This window comes from Micromonospora sp. NPDC051196 (genome assembly GCF_040682415.1).
Taxonomy (GTDB): Bacteria; Actinomycetota; Actinomycetes; order Mycobacteriales; family Micromonosporaceae; genus Micromonospora.
Genome location: NZ_JBFBAY010000001.1, coordinates 588,776 through 604,945 on the forward strand (window position 1 = coordinate 588,776; position 16,170 = coordinate 604,945).

The following is a 16,170-nucleotide window of genomic DNA, read 5'->3' on the forward strand; positions in this document are numbered from 1 at the left end:
CACAACTGGCGACAATGGACACTGCTGCTGCCGGGACAATCATCGAGGCAGATGGCGTACTGGGACGAACGTCTATGCAGCTCGGCTGAACAGGTGCTTTGCCGTGCCGCCCGGGTGCAGCAGGATTGCACAAACATCCGGCGCACGGGGGTGCGGGGAGCCGGATACCCAAGGAGGAAGGACGTGGCACATCGTGGTGCCTTTCTCAGGTAAGAGGGTGCTTGCCGCGATCGCGGCCAGCACGCTTCTGGGCACGATGGCGCTGGCCGGCCCGGCGCAGGCCAGCCCGAACAACAACACCGTCGCCAAGCTGACCAAGGCGGTGACGGCCAAGGGGGTACTCAAGCACCTCGACAAGTTCCAGGCCATTGCCGACGCCAACAACGACACCCGCGCCTCCGGTACCCCGGGCTACGACGCGAGCGCCGACTACGTGGTCGGGCTGCTGAAGAAGGCCGGCTACCAGGTGAGCCGGCAGCAGTTCGACTTCTCGTTCTACGAGGAGTTCGGCTCGTCGTTCGCCCAGGTGTCGCCGACGGCCACCACGTACGTCGACGGGGTCGACTACACGCTGATGGACTACTCCGGCGACGGGGTCGCGCAGGGGCTCGTCGTCCCGGTGGACCTCGCTCTCGACCCGCCGCGCGCCTCGACGTCGGGCTGTGAGGCCAGTGACTTCGCCGGCGTGGACATCGCCGGCAAGATCGCGCTGGTGCAGCGCGGTACCTGCGCGTTCGGTGACAAGGTCGCCAACGCGGAGGCCGCCGGTGCGATCGGCGCGATCATGATGAACCAGGGCAACGGTACGCCGGAGGCCAACGCGGACCGCTACGACCTGTTCGCCGGCACCCTCGGCGCACCGGTCGGCATCCCGGCCGTCTCGGTGTCGTACTACACCGGTGAGCAGTTCGCGACGACGCCGGGCCTGACCGTGCGGCTCGAGGCCGACACCACCTCGGAGATCCGGAGCACCGAGAACGTCATCGCCCAGAGCAAGCACGGCCGTACCGACAATGTCGTCGTGGCCGGGGCGCACCTCGACTCGGACCCGGCCGGGCCGGGCTTCAACGACAACGGCACCGGCAGCGCCGCGCTGCTTGAGGTCGCACTCCAGATGGCGAAGGTCAAGCCGTACAACGCGGTGCGCTTCGCCTGGTGGGGTGCGGAAGAGGCCGGCCTGATCGGCTCGCAGTACTACGTGGACAGCCTGAGCGAGCAGCAGGTCGCCGACATCGCCCTCTACCTCAACTTCGACATGATCGGCTCGCCGAACTACACGTTCGGCGTGTACGACGGTGACGACTCGGCGCAGCAGGGCGCCGGGCCGGGGCCGGAGGGCTCGGCGCAGATCGAGAAGGTCTTCGAGAAGTTCTTCGCCTCCCGGAAGCTGCCCACGGTGGCCTCCGACTTCACCGGCCGGTCGGACTACGGCGCGTTCATCGACGTCAACATCCCCGCCGGTGGCCTCTTCACCGGCGCGGAGGGCATCAAGACGGCCGAGGAAGCCGCGCTCTTCGGCGGCGTGGCGGGAGTCGCCTACGACCCCTGCTACCACCTGGCCTGCGACAGCCGTACGCCGGTTGCGGACGGTGGCGACGCGGCGGTGTACAAGTCGCTGGGCAAGAAGTACAAGCTCCACGGCAACGTCAACGTGTTCGCGCTCGACGTCAACTCCGACGCCGTCGCCGCCGCGGTGATCACCTTTGCCTTCGACACCTCGGCCGTGAACGGCGTGCCGGGCAAGGCACCTGGAAAGGGCAAGGGTAAGGGCAAGGGCAAGGGACACGGCCACAAGCACGGTCACAAGCACCACTGGAAGTAGGCCAGTCGGCCTGAGACCGGGCCGGATCCCCGCCAGGGGATCCGGCCCGGTCGCCTCGGCCCCGACACCGGCCGGAACCGAGTCGGGCGTCCGCAATACCTCGGCCGAGGGCTGTTCGCACCGGCTACCGCCGGGACTCGACCGTCACCCGAGCGGCCGGTCCGACCGGGTCAACCGCCAGTACTGGCGCTCACCCTCGTCGCGGACCACCACCCCGTAGCGGCCGAGTTCGGCGCGCAGTTCCCGAGCCTCGTCGCGCCGGTCGCGTTCCAGCGCCTTCTGCCGGGCGTGCAGCAGCGCGTCCGCCCCGACCGGCAACCCGGGCAGGTCGGGCACCCAGCGCCGGTACTCGTCCCGATGCGGATCGGCGTCCGCCCAGGGCCAACCGTGCTCCCGGAACGCCTCGGCCAGCCGGGCGGCCGGCAGGTCGGACTGCTGCCGTACCAGCTCAGCCGCGTCCCCGTCGAGCAGCACCAGATCCTTGCCGTCGACGAACACCATCCGGGTCCGCGACCGGGAGAACTCCTGCTCCTTGCCGTCCTGGCGCAGCCGTACCCGGGTGCCGTCCACAGTGACCGTCACCCGCTCGGCGGTACCGATCGCGGCGATCACCAGCCCGGCCAGTACGCCCAGCCCCACGCCGCCGCCCAGGGCGTACCCGTCGGGCAGGCCGTCGACCAGCCGGAGAAGGCCCTGCGCGGGTGCCCATGCCAGGTTGACCACCCAGCCCGCACCGGCCGCCAGCAGCCCGCCCGCCGCAGCACCGAGCACCGGGAAGCCACCCCAGAGGACCAGCAGTTCCCCGGTGCCGCCGCTGACCACGGTCGGTGTTCCGTACGTCGTCACGTCACCTCCTGACGCATCGTGCGGACCAGTCCGGCGACCAACGGTACGACCAGCCACAGCAGCAGCGACACCGCGAGTCGCTGCCACTGCCCGCCGGTCAGCTCAGGGGTGAACAGCGGTTCCATCGTCCGGTTGGTGTCCAGCCACTCTCCGGCGCGGTACAGCGGCTGAACCAGTCCACCCAGGATCGACCACACGATCGGCAGCACCAGGTAGGCCACGATGGCCAGCGGGGTGTGCAGCAACAGCAGGCCGAAGGCGGCCCCGATCAGCGCGGTGGACACCTGGAACACGGCGGCGTGCACGATCAGCATCCCGTCGAACCGCCAGGTTCCCGCGCCGCCGGTCGCCTCGGCGATCAGTGTTCCGACGGCGGCGAGGGCGAGGCTGGTCAGCACCGACGCCAGCGCGGCCAGTACCACCGCGACGAGCTTGGCGGCGATCACCCGCTCCCGGCGCGGGACCAGCGCGAAGGTGGTCAGCGCGGTGCGCTGCGACCACTCGGTGGTGATCGACAGAATGCCCAGCACCGGCAGCAGCACCCCGACCGGAAACAGGGACGGGACGAAGAAGTTGGCGAAGGTCTGCTCTGCGTCCGGCGCGTACAGCAGTTGCACGGTGACGATGCCGGCGGCGACCAGCCCGATGGTGATCAGTAGCCAGCGGCCGGCCCGGGTGTCGACGAGTTTGCGCAGCTCCACGGCGATCAGCCGGCTCATGGCCGGCCGGCGCTGCCTGGCCGTGGCGTCCGAGCCCACGGCGGGGGCGGTGGTGGTCATCGGACGATCTCCTCGGTCGGCTGGACGGTGGCGGCGGACCGGGCCTCGGCCGGGCCGGTGGCGGCCTCGGCGGACCGGGCATTCGCCGGGCCGGTGGCGGCCTCGGCGGTGAGCGTGAGGAAGAGTTGCTCCAGACCACCGGTGCTGGCCGGGCGCAACTCGGTCAGCGCGACCCCGGCTGCGGCGGCGGCCAGCCCGACCACCTCGCTGTCGGCGCCGACCAGCAGACCGTCGGTACCGTCGCTGACCGGCAGACCGGCCCGCTCCAGCGCGGCGTGCAGCGCTGCCCGGTCCCGGGCGCGCACCAGCGTGCCGCTGCCGGCCAGCAGTTCCTTCTTGCTGCCCTGAGCCACGAGCCGGCCGCCCCCGATGACCACCAGCCGGTCCGCGACCGCTTCCACCTCGCGTAGCAGGTGGGAGGAGAGCAACACGGTGCCACCCCGGTCGGCGAAGTCGCGCAGCAGGCCGCGCATCCAGAAGATCCCCTCCGGGTCCAGACCGTTGGCCGGCTCGTCCAGCACCAACACCTGGGGATCGCCGAGCAACGCGTGCGCCAGGCCGAGCCGCTGGCGCATACCCAGGGAGTACGCCCTGACCCGCCGCCCGGCCGCCGCCCCGCTCAACCCGACCCGGTCGAGCAACTCGCCCACCATCCGCCGGTCCACGCCCATGGTCGCGGCGGACAGCGCCAGCGCCTCCCGACCGGTCCGCCCGGTGTGCTGGGCGGAGGCGTCCAGCAGTACGCCGACCGTACGACCGGGGTTGGGAAGTTGGCGGTACGGGCGCCCGGCCACGGTGGCCGTGCCGGAGGTCGGTGGGGTGAGCCCGCAGAGCATCCGCATCGTGGTTGACTTGCCGGCCCCGTTGGGGCCCAGGAAGCCGGTCACCGTGCCCGGCTCGCAGTGGAACGACACGTCATCGACGGCGGTGTGCCGTCCGTATCGTTTGGTGAGCTGCTGTACCGCGATCATGTCGGTCAGCCTGCCCGGGCCACTCGGCTGGGCACAGCGGCCGAGGGTCTGTCGTCGCGTCGACCAAGGTCGACGCCGAGGTCTCGACTTTGGTAGCTGGTCCGGTCTCCGGCGGCTGCCTACCATTGCGCCTGTGACCAGCACCGCCGTCCTCGAACACCCTGGGTTGTTGCCCGGGGCGCTCGATCCGACGCGCCCGCACTTACGGCGTACTCCTCGGGACTGGCTGGTCGACAGTCTCTGCTTCGTGGCCGCCCTCGGCTGGGTGGTGGTGGCGACCCTGGATGCCGCCTCCCCGGTACCCAGCTACGCCGAGCGGCTGCCGTACCCCTGGATGATCATCGGGGACGCGGTGATCGGCGTGGCCTTCGCGGTGGCCCTCTGGTTCCGCCGCCGCTGGCCGGTCGGGCTGGCCGTGGCCACCCTGCCACTGTCGGCGTTCTCGATGACCGCTGTGGTCTCGCTGCTGGTCATCTACTTCACGGTCGTGGTGCACCGGCGTACCGCGGTGGCGCTGGCGGTCACCGCAGGTGGCCTGGTCGCGAACATGTTCTTCGCGCTGTTGCGTCCCGATCCCCACCTGGCGTACTGGCCGGCCACCACCTGGGGGGTGGTGATCACCCTGCTGGTGCTGGCCTGGGGGATGTTCGTCCGGGCCCGCCGGCAGCTGGTGCTGTCCCTGCGTGAGCGCGCCGAGCGGGCCGAGGCCGAGCAGCAGCTGCGGGTGGCCCAGGCCCAGCAGTTGGAGCGCACCCGCATCGCCCGGGAGATGCACGACGTGCTGGCACACCGGATCTCACTGCTCAGCCTGCACGCCGGTGCGCTGGAGTTCCGGCCCGACGCTCCCGCCGAGGAGGTGGCCCGGGCCGCCGGAGTGATCCGCAGCAGTGCCCACGCCGCGCTTCAGGATCTGCGTGAGGTGATCGGGGTGCTGCGGGCCGAGGGTTCGCTCGCCACGGAGCCGGAACGACCTCAGCCCACCATCGCGGACCTGCCCGCGCTGGTTGCCGAGTCTCGGGCCGCCGGGGTCCGGGTCGAGCTGCGAGACGAGGTGTCCGGCGCCGACCAGTTGCCCGCCGCGGTCGGCCGGACCGTCTACCGGATCGTGCAGGAGGGGCTGACCAACGTCCGCAAGCACGCGGGTGGTGCGGCGGTCACCGTGGGGCTCAGCGGTGCGCCGGCCGACGGGTTGCGCGTGGAGATCCGTAACCGGTGGCCGGTGGGCGAGCCGGCCGGCGAATCCATCCCCGGCGCCGGCACCGGCCTGGTCGGCATCGCCGAGCGGGTGCACCTCGCCGGCGGGCGGCTCGAACACGGCCGCGACGGCAGCGGCGACTTCCGGCTGGCCGCCTGGCTACCCTGGCCGGCGACGTGATCGGCGAGCCGGGCATGCCCGGTTCGGCGGCGCGCCCGGTGCGGATCCTGATCGTGGACGACGACGCCCTGGTGCGGGCCGGGCTGTCGATGATCCTCGGTGGTACGCCTGACCTCAAGGTGGTCGGGGAGGCAGCCGACGGCAGCGAGGTGATGGCCGCGACCACGGTCTGCCGGCCTGACGTGGTGCTGATGGACATCCGGATGCCCCGGCTGGACGGGCTGGCCGCGACCGAGCTGCTGCGGGCGTTGCCGAGGCCGCCCGAGGTGCTCGTGCTGACCACCTTCGACGCGGACGAGCACGTGCTGCGGGCACTGCGGGCCGGTGCGGGTGGCTTCCTGCTCAAGGACACGCCGCCGGCGGAGATCGTACGGGCGGTACGCCGGGTGGCGGCGGGCGAGGCGACGCTGTCCCCGACGGTCACCCGCACCCTGATCGAGCACGTCACGGCGGGTACCGCCGCCGATCGACGCCGGGATCGGGCCGCCCAGTTGCTCGCCGGGCTCACCGAACGCGAACGTGCGGTCGCGGTGGCCCTCGGTCGAGGACGCACCAACGCCGAGATCGCCGCGGAGCTGTTCATGAGCGTCGCCACCGTCAAGGCGTACGTCTCCCGGCTGTTGACCCGCCTGGACCTCAACAACCGGGTGCAGGTCGCGCTGCTGGTGCACGACGCCGGGCTGGTCTGAACGTCCCCGCTCGGACGGCTGGTCGACAGGCGTTGAACTTTCCCACCCCGGCAGCCGTACCAATGGACGAGGTGCGCTGCTCAAGCGCACCGCCACCGGAATTGCGGGAGGCCTGCCGTGCGAGTTGATGAGCAGTCGACGGACCCCATCGATCAGATTCTGGGTGAGTTGCCGGTGCCGACGCCGCTGACCCCCGAGGACGTCCGGCTGGCGGTCCGGGCGGTGGTGGTACACGCGGCAGAGGAATGGCCCTCCGGGGCGCTGTGCCGCAACGACGGATCCCGGTTCCCCTGCCGCCTGCATCGTTGGGGCCGGCGGGTGCTGTTGAATCACGGGCTCAACGAGCGACAGCTCGACGCGCTCATCCGGCACGGCAACCCGTTCGTACACGTGCCGTTCCCGTTCCTGGTGAACGGACCCAATCCGGGACGTACCCCGGCGGTGCGTCCGCCGGGCGGCGACCGGACCGCCTCCCACCCAGGGCGGACCGACCGGGCCGCCGGGTATCCGCCACGCCAGGGTCACGCCGCCGGCTATCCGGTGCGTGGTCCGGTTCCCCGGGTGGCGGTTCCTCCCGTGCGGGCCGGCGCCCGCACCGCCGGTTCCGGCCGGCCGGTGGCACCCCCCGCCACCGCGCCGCGCTGGCCGCGGGCGAGTTGAGAGGGCTCGCCCGCCGGCGGTACGACGCCGGCCCGGGGCGCGGGTTGTTCCCCCCGCCTGGCCCCGGGCCGGCGTCGGTTGCCTCAGCGGTTACCGGCTGCGATTGAGCAGTCGGGGGCCGCCCAGTACGTGTGGTCCGGCGATCCCGTCGGCCGTGAGGCCGTACGCCGACTGGAACCGGCGTACGGCGGCGGCGGTCTTCGGGCCGTACCGGTCGTCGAGTTCCACGGCGCGGCGACCACCGAGGCGATCGCGGCGCTTGGCAGCGCCAGGGCGAGGGCGCATTGGCGTCCAGGGTGCCTAACACGGCTCTGTCGGGACGTAACGCCCCAGCCCACCACGCCGTTGGTGAGGTTCCCTGGTCGCAGTGACCCCGGTAACGTCAGCGCGGGTTACGACGGGGAGGCGGCGTGGCGCGCGGTGGCATCTTCTGCGTCGAGGGTCAGTGGCACCGGGATCTCAATGAGCGGGGCTCGGTGCTGCCCACCCTCGACCTGCTCGAACGGTTGGGGCGGATCCGCTACATCCACAAGGACGCGGCCACCCGCGACGAGCTGTTCTACTTCATCGATCGCTGGCTGCTCAAGCAGTACGCCGACCACCGGTTGGGCTTCTTCGCCATGCACGGCGAGCCGAACCGACTGTGCCTGACCGACTGGCATTCCGTCGAACTCACCGAGGTGGCCGAGCGGATGGCCGGGCGCTGCGAGGGTCGGCGGCTCTACTTCGGCAGCTGCTCGGTGCTGCGCGCCCCCGAGTCGGTGCTGCGCGAGTTCCTCGCCGTCACCGGTGCGGCGTTGATCTGCGGGTTCACCCGCGAGGTGGACTGGGTCGAGTCGGCGGCGTTCGAGACCGTCCTGCTCGACGTGCTCGCCAACGGTCAACGGCACAACGCCGCCGAACTGCGGATGGGTTCGGCGCACTGGGCGCCGTTGGCGTCGTACCTCGGGTTCCGGGTCATCTACGCCAACGGCCGGGCCTGGCGGCCGTCGGTGCGACCGCGGGTGCCCAGCCAGTCGTCGGCCGGCCGGGTCGGCTGATCGGAGCACGCGGTCGGGCCTGAGCAGGCCGGTCGCCGCGTCGAAAGCCGAGCATGGTTCTCGTCCGGATGCGTGGACGGGGTGCGGCCGACCGGCCGCACCCCGTCCGAGAAGATCAGGCCCGCGCGGTCGCGTAGGCGGCGGTGCCGATCAGTTCCATCGACACCTGGAGCCGCTCCAGGCTGATGTTCTTGGCGATGGTGTCCTCCGGGGTGTGGTACGGAGGCTCCAGCAGCGCCGGGGACTCCTCGCCACGCCAGGAGAAGTTCGCGCTGGCGATGCCGACCTCCTGGAAGGACTGGTGGTCGCTGGAGCCGCGCTGGGTCACCGGGGAGATCTGCGGCTCGTAGCCGAGGCGGCGGGCCGCAGCGGCGACCTCGGAGGTGGCCCGGTTGTCCTGGCCGTCGAAGGAGAGCAGCCAGTACTTCGTCGCCGGGTCCCAGCTGGTCGCGACCATGTCGTTCTGGTACACGGCGAGGATCCGGTCCCGCTCTTCCTGCGGCATCTGGCGGACGTAGTAGCGCGAGCCGATCAGGCCCTGCTCCTCCGAGCCCCAGAGGCCGAACCGGATGGTGGCGTTGGTCGGGATCGACTTCAGCACCCGGCCCAGCTCCATGCAGAGCGCGGTGCCGGAACCGTCGTCGTTGGCACCCGGGGCACCGATGACGGTGTCGTAGTGGGCGCTGATCATGACGATCGGACCGTTCGCCCCCGACCGCCCGCGCCGCTCGGCCAGCACGTTGTTCGAGGTCAGGTTGCGGTGCGCGGTGGTGGCGACGGTGAGGGTGAGCGGGCCGGCGGCCAGCAGCTCGCGCAGCCGGTGCTTCTGGGACTGCGCAACGCCGAGCACCGGGATCGGCACCGGCGAGTTGGCCGAGCCGGGCAGGGTGGGCGAGAACGTCCCCGCCAGACGCGGCGGCGCCGCGTCGGCCGCGAGGAGGATCACGCCCGCGGCACCGGCCGCTACGGCGGTGGCGACGAGCTGCTCACGCCGGGACGCGACGTAGTCCACCAGTACGATCTGGCCGCGCACGTCGGCCGGGTAGTCGCTCGCCGCGCCGGCGCGGACGTCGACCACGTCACCGGTGACCTTGGTGTCCAACGCCGCGTGGGCGCTGGCCCCGGTCTGCCAGTTCAGGTCCTTCGGCAGGCGGCGGCCGCGGGGTGGCGTGCTGATCTGGCCGGTGAACTTGTCGGCCACCGTGAACGGCTGCAGGGTGGTGTCGTAGCCCAGCTTGTCGAAGTGGCGGGCGATGTAGTCGGCGGCCTTGCGCTCCGACTTGGTGCCACCGATCCGCGGGCCGATGTCCTCCGACAGCTTGACCAGGTGCTCCAGGGCCCGACGCGACGAGATCTGCGCGATGACCTTCCGGTCGTCCGAGGTGAGCTTCGGCGGCTTGTGCGCGCCCGGCCGCTTGTCGTTGGCGGCCCACGCGGGCACGGGCAGCGCCACGGTGGCGGCACCACCGAGGGCCACGGTCAGCACCCGGCGACGATTGAGGAACCCGGACCCGATGGAATTGGACGATTCGTGCGAGGGTGTCACGGTGTCGTCGAATGAAGACAAGACTGCGCCTCCTGAATTGAGGTCAGAACCGGGCGCAGAGGGGTTTGCGACCCGGCTCATGGAGGCTTGAATCTAACCCGCGAGCTGCCGTTACTCAAGATCAGGGGTCAGTGGGCAACGGTGAATCGGCAGTCCCGGAATTGCGGATTCTCGATTTCGTCAATGACCGCGACGGCGAGGTCCTCATAGCTCAGTGCGCATCGGCCGTCAGCGTCGGTAACCGGGTGGTCGGTTCCGGTGCGGTATCGCCCGGTACGTTCACCCGGATGGAACTCCAGCGGCGGTGGCGAGACGTACGTCCAGCTCACCCCGTCGGCATGAGCGCGGTACAGCTCCAGCGCCTCCGCCTGGCCGAGAGCCGCGTCGCGGTACTCGGCGGGAAAGTCGGGTTCGTCCAACAACCGGCGGCCCGACGGTGACAGCAGGGTGGCCCCGCCGCCGACATGGATGACCCGGGGCGCGGCTGGCATCCCCCGCAACCCGTCGAGCAGGGCACGGGCCGCGTCGGGCCAGAGCGTACGGTCGCCGCCGCCGATCGCCACCACGAGGGCGTCCGCCGCCGGCGCCAACTCCCGTACGCTGCGCTCGCTGGTGGCGTCGCCGGTGACCACCCGCACCCCGGCCGGCAGGTACGACGTGGCCTCCGGCCGACGTACCGCGGCCACCACCCGGTGCCCCCGGTTGAACGCCTCCGTGACGATCCGCGAACCCGCGGTGCCGCCCGCTCCGAACACGACGATGTCGCTCACGGTCCCAGGCTATGGAGCGGGCCGGGCCGTCGTCGGCGGAACGCCCGATCCCGGGCCGCGCCGCTCAGCCGACCAGCGCGGAGTAGACCAGCTGGCGCAGCTGGGGACGGATCGGCCAGGTGCTCGACGGCATCAGCTGGGTGAAGAACATGGCGGTGACCTGCTCCACCGGGTCGACCCAGAACGCCGTGCTGGCCACCCCGCCCCAGTAGTACTCGCCGACGCTGCTCGGCACCCGGCTGGGGATCGGATCCTCGACCACCGCGAAGCCGAGACCGAAGCCGACCCCGTCCAGCGTCGTCTCGGCGAACCCGCCGGTGGACAGGGTGCCCAGATCCCGCCCGCCGGGCAGGTGGTTGCGGGTCATGAAACGCACCGTGCGGGGCGCGAGCAGGCGCACCCCGTCCAGCTCGCCACCGCGCAGCAGCAACTGGGTGAACCGGTGGTAGTCGGCGGCCGACGAGATCAGGCCACCGCCGCCGGAGAGCAACGCGGGTTTCTCGTACGCCATCGCGCCGAGCGCGTCGTGGCGTACCGCCCGGCCGGTCGTCGGGTCCGCCACGTACAGCGCGGCGAGGCGGGCGCTGTCGGCGCCGTCGACGTACCAGCGGGTGTCCTCCATGCCCAGCGGGCGCAGGATGCGTTCGGCGAGGAACGAGTCCAGGCTCTGCCCGGAGACCACCTCGATCAGTCGGCCCAGCACGTCGGTGGCGACCGAGTACCCCCAGGCGGTGCCGGGCTGGAACAGCAGCGGCAGCTCGCCGAAGGCCCGGCAGGCCCCGGCCAGGTCGATGTCCGACGGCGGGTACAGGTCGTAGCCTGCGGCCCGGTACAGGCCGTCGACCACCGAGGTCTGCATGAAGCCGTAGGTCAGACCGGCGGTGTGGGTGAGCAGGTGCCAGACCCGGATCGGTTCGACCGCCGGCACGGTGTACGGCTTGAGCGTCGACCCCTTCGAGTAGACCCGCATGTCGGCGAACTCGGGCAGCCACCGACCGATCTCGTCGGTCAGCTCGAACCGACCCTCCTCCCAGAGGATCATCGCGGCCACCGAGGTGATCGGCTTGGTCATCGAGTAGATCCGCCAGAGGGTGTCCGCCTGCACCGGGGCACCGGCCTCGCGGTCGCGCAGCCCGTACGTCGAGCAGTGCGCGACCTCGCCGCGGCGGGTGACCACCACCTGCCAGCCGGCCAGCCGGCCGTCGTCGACGTACCTGCCGAAGTGTTCGTCGATCCGGGCCAACCGCGCCGGGTCGAAGCCGACCTGTGCCGGGTCGATGCTGCGTGCGATGCTCATCCGGTCGAACCTACCGACCCGGCAGGTGCGTCGGGAAGGTGCCTGTCGGTGGGGTTGGTTAACCTCCTCAGGATGCCGGAGCCGATCGAGGATGTCACCTTCCACGACGAGGACTGGTACGCCGAGGACCTCGGCGACCGGCACTACGTCGGCTGCACCTTCCACCGGGTCGACCTGACCGAGGCGACCAGTCGGGGTGCCTCCTTCTCCGGTTGCACCTTCGGTGACGTGCGGTTCAACGTGTCCCGGCACACCGACTCGGCCTTCACCCGTTGCACGTTCGTCCGGTGCAACCTGTTCGAGGCCGAATTCACCGGCTGCAAGTTCGTCGGCAGCACCTTCGACCGGTGCGACCTGCGCCCGCTGACCGTCACCGGCGGGGACTGGTCGTTCGTCACGCTTGCCGGGGCCGACTTGCGCGGCACCCGCTTCACCGGGGTCCGCATGCGCGAGACGGACCTGGCCGGTGCCGATTTGACCGGGGCGACGATCAGCGGGAGCGACCTGTCCGACGCGCACTGGCGCAACGCCCGGCTGTCCCGTGCCGACCTGCGGGGCAGCGACCTGACCGGGCTCGACCCGACGGCCGTGCAGCGCGTCGGCACCGTCGTCGACGTCGGGCAGGCCATGGCGCTGACGCAGGCGCTCGGCTTCGACGTCCGCGCCTGACGTCCCAGATGCTTTCTATCGACTGGCGTCGAGGGTGTCCGTAATGTCAAGGTGAGTCGGCCCCGCGTCCGGGTCGAGCAGGCCGGTGCGAGTCCGGTCCGGCAGAAGTGGAGAGTCGGTGGCCGAGGAACCCGCCGCACCGACCGACGCGACGTTCCGTCCGGCCCGGGGGAGGCGCCGCGACGAGCCTGCCCGGCACCGCTCGCTCACCCACCGCCAGCAGCCGGCCAGGCCGGAGGGCACGACGCGGGCCGCTCGCCGGCTGGCGCGGGCCCGTCGGCGGCGCCGGTACGCGGTGGAGGCCCTCGCCGCCTTCGCCGGGCTGCTGGTCCTGGTCGCGTTCGTCGACTGGTGGTCCGAGCCCGGCCTGGAGGATCCGGCGGAGTCCAACGGCCTGCCGGCGGTGGTCGGACGACCGCTCCTGCCCAGCCCGGTGCCCACCGCCATGGCGGTACCCGGCCTACAGCCCCGCGAGCGGTCGCCGAGCCCGAGCCCGAGCGGCAGCCCGGCACCCTCGACACCCGTGGTGGCGCCGATGACCCTCGCGGTGAGCCGGGCGGACATCCCCGACACGGTGGACCTCACCGAGTCGGGCCGGCGTGACTGGCTGCACTGGGGGCTGGGCGGCGGGGCGACCACAGTGCGCAAGCGTGACGGTTCCGGCGAACTCCGTGACCTGGGCGGCAGGGGCGAACGCAGCGGTTGGGACGGCAATCAGGAGCTGTTCCGGTGGCGCGACGGCGCGCCGGTGAGGTCCGTCGACGCCACGCCCGACGGGGTCTACACCTGCGGTACGGGCAACGGCTTCGAACTGGCCGTCGTCGCCGACGGCCAGCCGCGGACCGCCACCGTCCATCTCGGTGTGTGGATGGCGCGAGGGCGGCTGGACCTGCGGTTGTCCGGTGGTGGTCCGAGTCGCACGATGCGGTTGGAGGAGCGGCACACCAGCAGTTCCACCCAGGTCACCATCCGGTTTCAGGCGCCGAAGGGGACCCGGCTGCTGATCTCCTGGACGGTGGAGGAGACGTTCACCCCGCACTGCGGCAACGTCGGCCTTCAGGCGGCGGCGCTGCGCTGATCACCCGTCGGGCGGCCGGCGGGGCGATTCACCAGTAGCGTGTGACGGGTGACGACCATGATCCAGGAGGACCGATGAGCACGGGTGAACAGGTGTTGGACAGCCCAGCCGGCTGGGTGGCCGAGCACATCAACCGGTACGTCGCCACCGACGGCACCGAGGGGCACGAGTGGCGTCCGGGGGTCTTCACGCTGCTGTTGACCACCCGGGGCAGGCGTAGCGGGCAGTTGCGCCGTACCGCGTTGATCTACGGGCGGGACGGGGAGGCGTACGTGGTCGTCGCTTCCCAGGGCGGAGATCCCCGGCATCCGGCGTGGTATCTGAACCTCCAGGCCGATCCGACCACCCAGGTGCAGGTCGGCGCGGAGCGGTTCACCGCGCGGGCGCGGACCGCCACGGCCGAGGAGAAGGCCCGGCTCTGGCCGGTGATGACCGACATCTGGCCCGCGTACGACGACTACCAGGCGAAGACGGAGCGGGACATCCCAGTGGTGTTGCTGGAGCGGGTCTGAATCGGTCCGGTCGGCCGGGACAGTTTGTCCGTCGTGGCAAGGCGGACCGCTCGTAACGTGCTGCTGTCCGTGTTCATTCGTCCTGTGTGGAGGCCCAGGCCCGATGAAGAGCAGCAGTACCCTCCGTCCGACCGGGCCTACCGGCGAACGGGCCGGAGCGGCCCTGCGGGAGATCCCCCTGCCGCCGTACGTGACCGCCGAGGACGCGCAGTTCGCCGTCCGGGCCGTCGTGGTGCATGCCCCGAGGAGGTGGTCCGGGGGAACGGTCTGCCGCAACGACGCCAGCCCGCACCCGTGCCGCCTGCACCGGTGGGGCACCCGCGTCCTGGCGTTGCGCGGCCTGCGTGCCGCCGACATCGCCGCGCTGATCGAGCGCGGCGACCCGGCCGCTCCGCTGCCGCCCCCGACCCCCGCCTGATCCAGGCCGACGTGGCGTGAAGGTCAGCGCAGACCGTGGCCCGAACAGGCGGTGATACCCGCTTCGGGGGCGTTCACACCTACCCTTCCCCATCGGCATCCGCCTATTTGACGGATCTCTCGGCGCCGGGCAACGTGGGCAGAGAAGGGGCCCTGAGCTGCCCCGATGCGACGGTGGTTGGCCGCCGTCCGGCGATCCTGCTGGCAGTGGCCAGCACCGGACGCCGCCGTACCTCCGGCGTGCGGGCGGTGGTGTGATCCGCCCGCGAGGCGGCGCACCCTGCGTCCGTGCCGGAGCCGAGAACATCCGACGAGGAGTCCCGCCATGCTCACGATGACCGACAACGCCGTCCTGGTGATCCGTGACCTCGCCGCCCAGCAGGAAGTGGCCGAGGGCGGAGGGGTACGCATCGCCGCCGACACCGAGGCCGGATCGCTCACCGTCGAGCTGGTCGCCGCGCCCGTCGAGGGCGACCAGGTGGTCGACACGCAGGGCGCCCGGATCTTCCTCGATTCCGACGCCGCCGACCTGCTCGGTGACGCCTCGGTCGACGCCTCGGTCGACGACGAGGGGATCGTGCAGTTCGGGTTCACCGAGAAGCAGTAGACCGCCGCTCAACCGACGTGACGGGTCTGTCCGCCGCGCGGTGCGCGACTGCGTGGCGGCGTACCGGATCGCCGCGCCCCGCCCCGAACCGGCCGGCGTAGCGCCTCCATCACCTGAGCGAGGTGATGCGACGTGCTCCACGCCAGCCAGTTGGTCGTCGAACCGGCCCCGGCCATCCGTCGGGCCCGCCGGAGGATCTCGTGGTCGCCCCAGGAGAAGTTCGCCCCGGCCGGCGGCCAGTGCGGCGCCGACACCAGGGCACGGCACAGGTCGGCCACCCGCTCGTCGCCCCGCCCGCCCCGCCGCGACCAGCGGTAGATCCACCAGGCGTCGTCGTCGGTGTACCGGACGGTCGGCAGCCGGTCGCCGGCAAGCTCCACGCCGGGCGCCGCCGACGCCACACCGTAGTCGCCGAAGCCGACGCCGAGGTCGGCCAACCGCTGCCAGAGCAGCCAGTCCCAGCGACACAGCCGCACCGGCTCGTCGGTGGGCAGCCGAGACAGGACCGGCATGCCCCCGGCCACCACGCTCACCGAGCCCCACGCATGCCGGCGGGCCCAGTCCAGCGCCCGGCGGGCCCGGGGCTCGACCGCTCGTACGTCGGCGGGACAGCCCACCTCCCCGCAGTCGACCAGCAGATCGCACTGCTCGGGGACCAGCCGTGCGTACCGCCAGATCCGTTCCACGATCGCGTTGGTGGCGTCGGGGCCCGCCCGGTCCTGGCCGATCCGCAGCCGCACCACGGCCCGACCGCCGTACGCCCTGGCTGCGATCCCGTGTGCGGCCAGTCGGCGCTCGCCGTCGGTCAGGCAGATCACCGGCAGCAGCGGCACATCCCAGCGGACCAGCTCGGTTTCGACCCCGTCGGGCAGGGCGCTGACGTCCACGGCCGGCACCAGTCCCGCCGGCAGTCGGCCGAGCGAATCCACCGTCGAGACGTCCGCTGTGGACAGTTGCAGGACCGGGACGACAAGTGGGGCGTGAACGCTGTCGAGGTGACCGAGCGCTTCCAGCTCACCTCGTCGGGCGGTGAGCACAGGGCGGTAGACCGGTTCCGCCACCCGGCCTTCGCGGGCGGGCATCATAATTCAA

At 71.6% G+C, this 16,170-nt stretch carries 18 protein-coding genes; 10 read left to right on the forward strand and 8 right to left on the reverse strand.

Features of this window, described 5'->3' with window-relative positions; translation table 11 throughout:
• Positions 1 to 217 precede the first annotated feature (217 nt).
• Complete coding sequence (locus AB0M35_RS02680) at positions 218 to 1,822, forward strand: M28 family metallopeptidase (RefSeq protein ID WP_363740620.1); 1,605 nt, start codon at positions 218 to 220, stop codon at positions 1,820 to 1,822.
• A gap of 144 nt (positions 1,823 to 1,966) precedes the next feature.
• Here the strand turns inward: AB0M35_RS02680 and AB0M35_RS02685 are convergent, their stop codons facing one another.
• The 3 genes from AB0M35_RS02685 to AB0M35_RS02695 are packed head-to-tail and all read right to left on the reverse strand — an operon-like array spanning position 1,967 to position 4,418.
• Positions 1,967 to 2,668, reverse strand: a complete 702-nt coding sequence (locus tag AB0M35_RS02685) for a hypothetical protein (protein ID WP_363740622.1) — start codon at positions 2,666 to 2,668, stop codon at positions 1,967 to 1,969.
• On the reverse strand, positions 2,665 to 3,447 hold the full coding sequence (locus AB0M35_RS02690; protein WP_363740624.1) for an ABC transporter permease: 783 nt from the start codon (positions 3,445 to 3,447) through the stop codon (positions 2,665 to 2,667). The genes AB0M35_RS02685 and AB0M35_RS02690 overlap by 4 nt, the downstream gene beginning before the upstream one ends.
• Positions 3,444 to 4,418, reverse strand: coding sequence for an ATP-binding cassette domain-containing protein (locus AB0M35_RS02695; RefSeq protein WP_363740626.1), 975 nt, complete (start codon positions 4,416 to 4,418; stop codon positions 3,444 to 3,446). Before AB0M35_RS02695 ends, AB0M35_RS02690 begins: the two co-directional genes overlap by 4 nt.
• A gap of 133 nt (positions 4,419 to 4,551) precedes the next feature.
• Between AB0M35_RS02695 and AB0M35_RS02700 the strand changes: the two genes are divergently transcribed.
• The 3 genes from AB0M35_RS02700 (at position 4,552) to AB0M35_RS02710 (ending at position 7,142) form a co-directional block, all read left to right on the forward strand.
• The gene (locus tag AB0M35_RS02700) at positions 4,552 to 5,793 is read left to right on the forward strand and encodes a histidine kinase (protein ID WP_363740628.1); all 1,242 of its coding nucleotides are present in this window, start codon (positions 4,552 to 4,554) and stop codon (positions 5,791 to 5,793) included.
• A 14-nt stretch (positions 5,794 to 5,807) separates the two neighbouring features.
• Complete coding sequence (locus AB0M35_RS02705; RefSeq protein WP_363741860.1) at positions 5,808 to 6,482, forward strand: response regulator transcription factor; 675 nt, start codon at positions 5,808 to 5,810, stop codon at positions 6,480 to 6,482.
• A 117-nt stretch (positions 6,483 to 6,599) separates the two neighbouring features.
• Positions 6,600 to 7,142 carry a hypothetical protein gene (locus AB0M35_RS02710; protein WP_363740630.1) on the forward strand — a complete coding sequence of 181 codons (543 nt, stop codon included), beginning with the start codon at positions 6,600 to 6,602 and terminating at the stop codon, positions 7,140 to 7,142.
• 90 nt (positions 7,143 to 7,232) lie between these two features.
• On the opposite strand, the gene AB0M35_RS02715 is transcribed toward AB0M35_RS02710, so the two are convergent.
• The gene (locus AB0M35_RS02715) at positions 7,233 to 7,427 is read right to left on the reverse strand and encodes a peptidoglycan-binding domain-containing protein (RefSeq protein WP_363740632.1); all 195 of its coding nucleotides are present in this window, start codon (positions 7,425 to 7,427) and stop codon (positions 7,233 to 7,235) included.
• 125 nt (positions 7,428 to 7,552) lie between these two features.
• Between AB0M35_RS02715 and AB0M35_RS02720 the strand changes: the two genes are divergently transcribed.
• A complete protein-coding gene (locus AB0M35_RS02720) occupies positions 7,553 to 8,182 on the forward strand; it encodes a hypothetical protein (protein ID WP_363740633.1) in 630 nt (209 codons plus the stop codon).
• 115 nt (positions 8,183 to 8,297) lie between these two features.
• Here AB0M35_RS02720 and AB0M35_RS02725 read toward each other — a convergent pair whose 3' ends face one another.
• The 3 genes from AB0M35_RS02725 to AB0M35_RS02735 all read right to left on the reverse strand — a co-directional run bounded on the left by AB0M35_RS02725 (position 8,298) and on the right by AB0M35_RS02735 (position 11,795).
• Positions 8,298 to 9,668, reverse strand: a complete 1,371-nt coding sequence (locus AB0M35_RS02725) for a M28 family peptidase (protein WP_363740635.1) — start codon at positions 9,666 to 9,668, stop codon at positions 8,298 to 8,300.
• 188 nt (positions 9,669 to 9,856) lie between these two features.
• Positions 9,857 to 10,498: an NAD(P)H-binding protein gene (locus tag AB0M35_RS02730; protein WP_363740638.1), complete on the reverse strand. Its 642-nt coding sequence runs from the start codon at positions 10,496 to 10,498 to the stop codon at positions 9,857 to 9,859.
• A 64-nt stretch (positions 10,499 to 10,562) separates the two neighbouring features.
• Complete coding sequence (locus AB0M35_RS02735; RefSeq protein ID WP_363740640.1) at positions 10,563 to 11,795, reverse strand: serine hydrolase domain-containing protein; 1,233 nt, start codon at positions 11,793 to 11,795, stop codon at positions 10,563 to 10,565.
• A gap of 72 nt (positions 11,796 to 11,867) precedes the next feature.
• On the opposite strand from AB0M35_RS02735, the gene AB0M35_RS02740 reads away from it, so the two are divergent.
• The 5 genes from AB0M35_RS02740 (at position 11,868) to AB0M35_RS02760 (ending at position 15,078) form a co-directional block, all read left to right on the forward strand.
• Positions 11,868 to 12,464, forward strand: a complete 597-nt coding sequence (locus AB0M35_RS02740) for a pentapeptide repeat-containing protein (protein ID WP_363740642.1) — start codon at positions 11,868 to 11,870, stop codon at positions 12,462 to 12,464.
• A 118-nt stretch (positions 12,465 to 12,582) separates the two neighbouring features.
• Positions 12,583 to 13,542 (forward strand): hypothetical protein, encoded by a 960-nt coding sequence (locus AB0M35_RS02745; protein WP_363740645.1) that lies wholly within the window; start codon positions 12,583 to 12,585, stop codon positions 13,540 to 13,542.
• A gap of 74 nt (positions 13,543 to 13,616) precedes the next feature.
• Entirely contained in the window at positions 13,617 to 14,054 is a 438-nt protein-coding gene (locus AB0M35_RS02750; protein ID WP_363740647.1) for a nitroreductase family deazaflavin-dependent oxidoreductase, read from the forward strand.
• 103 nt (positions 14,055 to 14,157) lie between these two features.
• A complete protein-coding gene (locus tag AB0M35_RS02755) occupies positions 14,158 to 14,472 on the forward strand; it encodes a hypothetical protein (RefSeq protein ID WP_363740650.1) in 315 nt (104 codons plus the stop codon).
• A gap of 324 nt (positions 14,473 to 14,796) precedes the next feature.
• Positions 14,797 to 15,078, forward strand: a complete 282-nt coding sequence (locus AB0M35_RS02760; protein ID WP_363740653.1) for an adhesin — start codon at positions 14,797 to 14,799, stop codon at positions 15,076 to 15,078.
• An 8-nt stretch (positions 15,079 to 15,086) separates the two neighbouring features.
• Here AB0M35_RS02760 and AB0M35_RS02765 read toward each other — a convergent pair whose 3' ends face one another.
• Entirely contained in the window at positions 15,087 to 16,160 is a 1,074-nt protein-coding gene (locus AB0M35_RS02765) for a hypothetical protein (protein WP_363740656.1), read from the reverse strand.
• Positions 16,161 to 16,170: the final 10 nt, after the last annotated feature.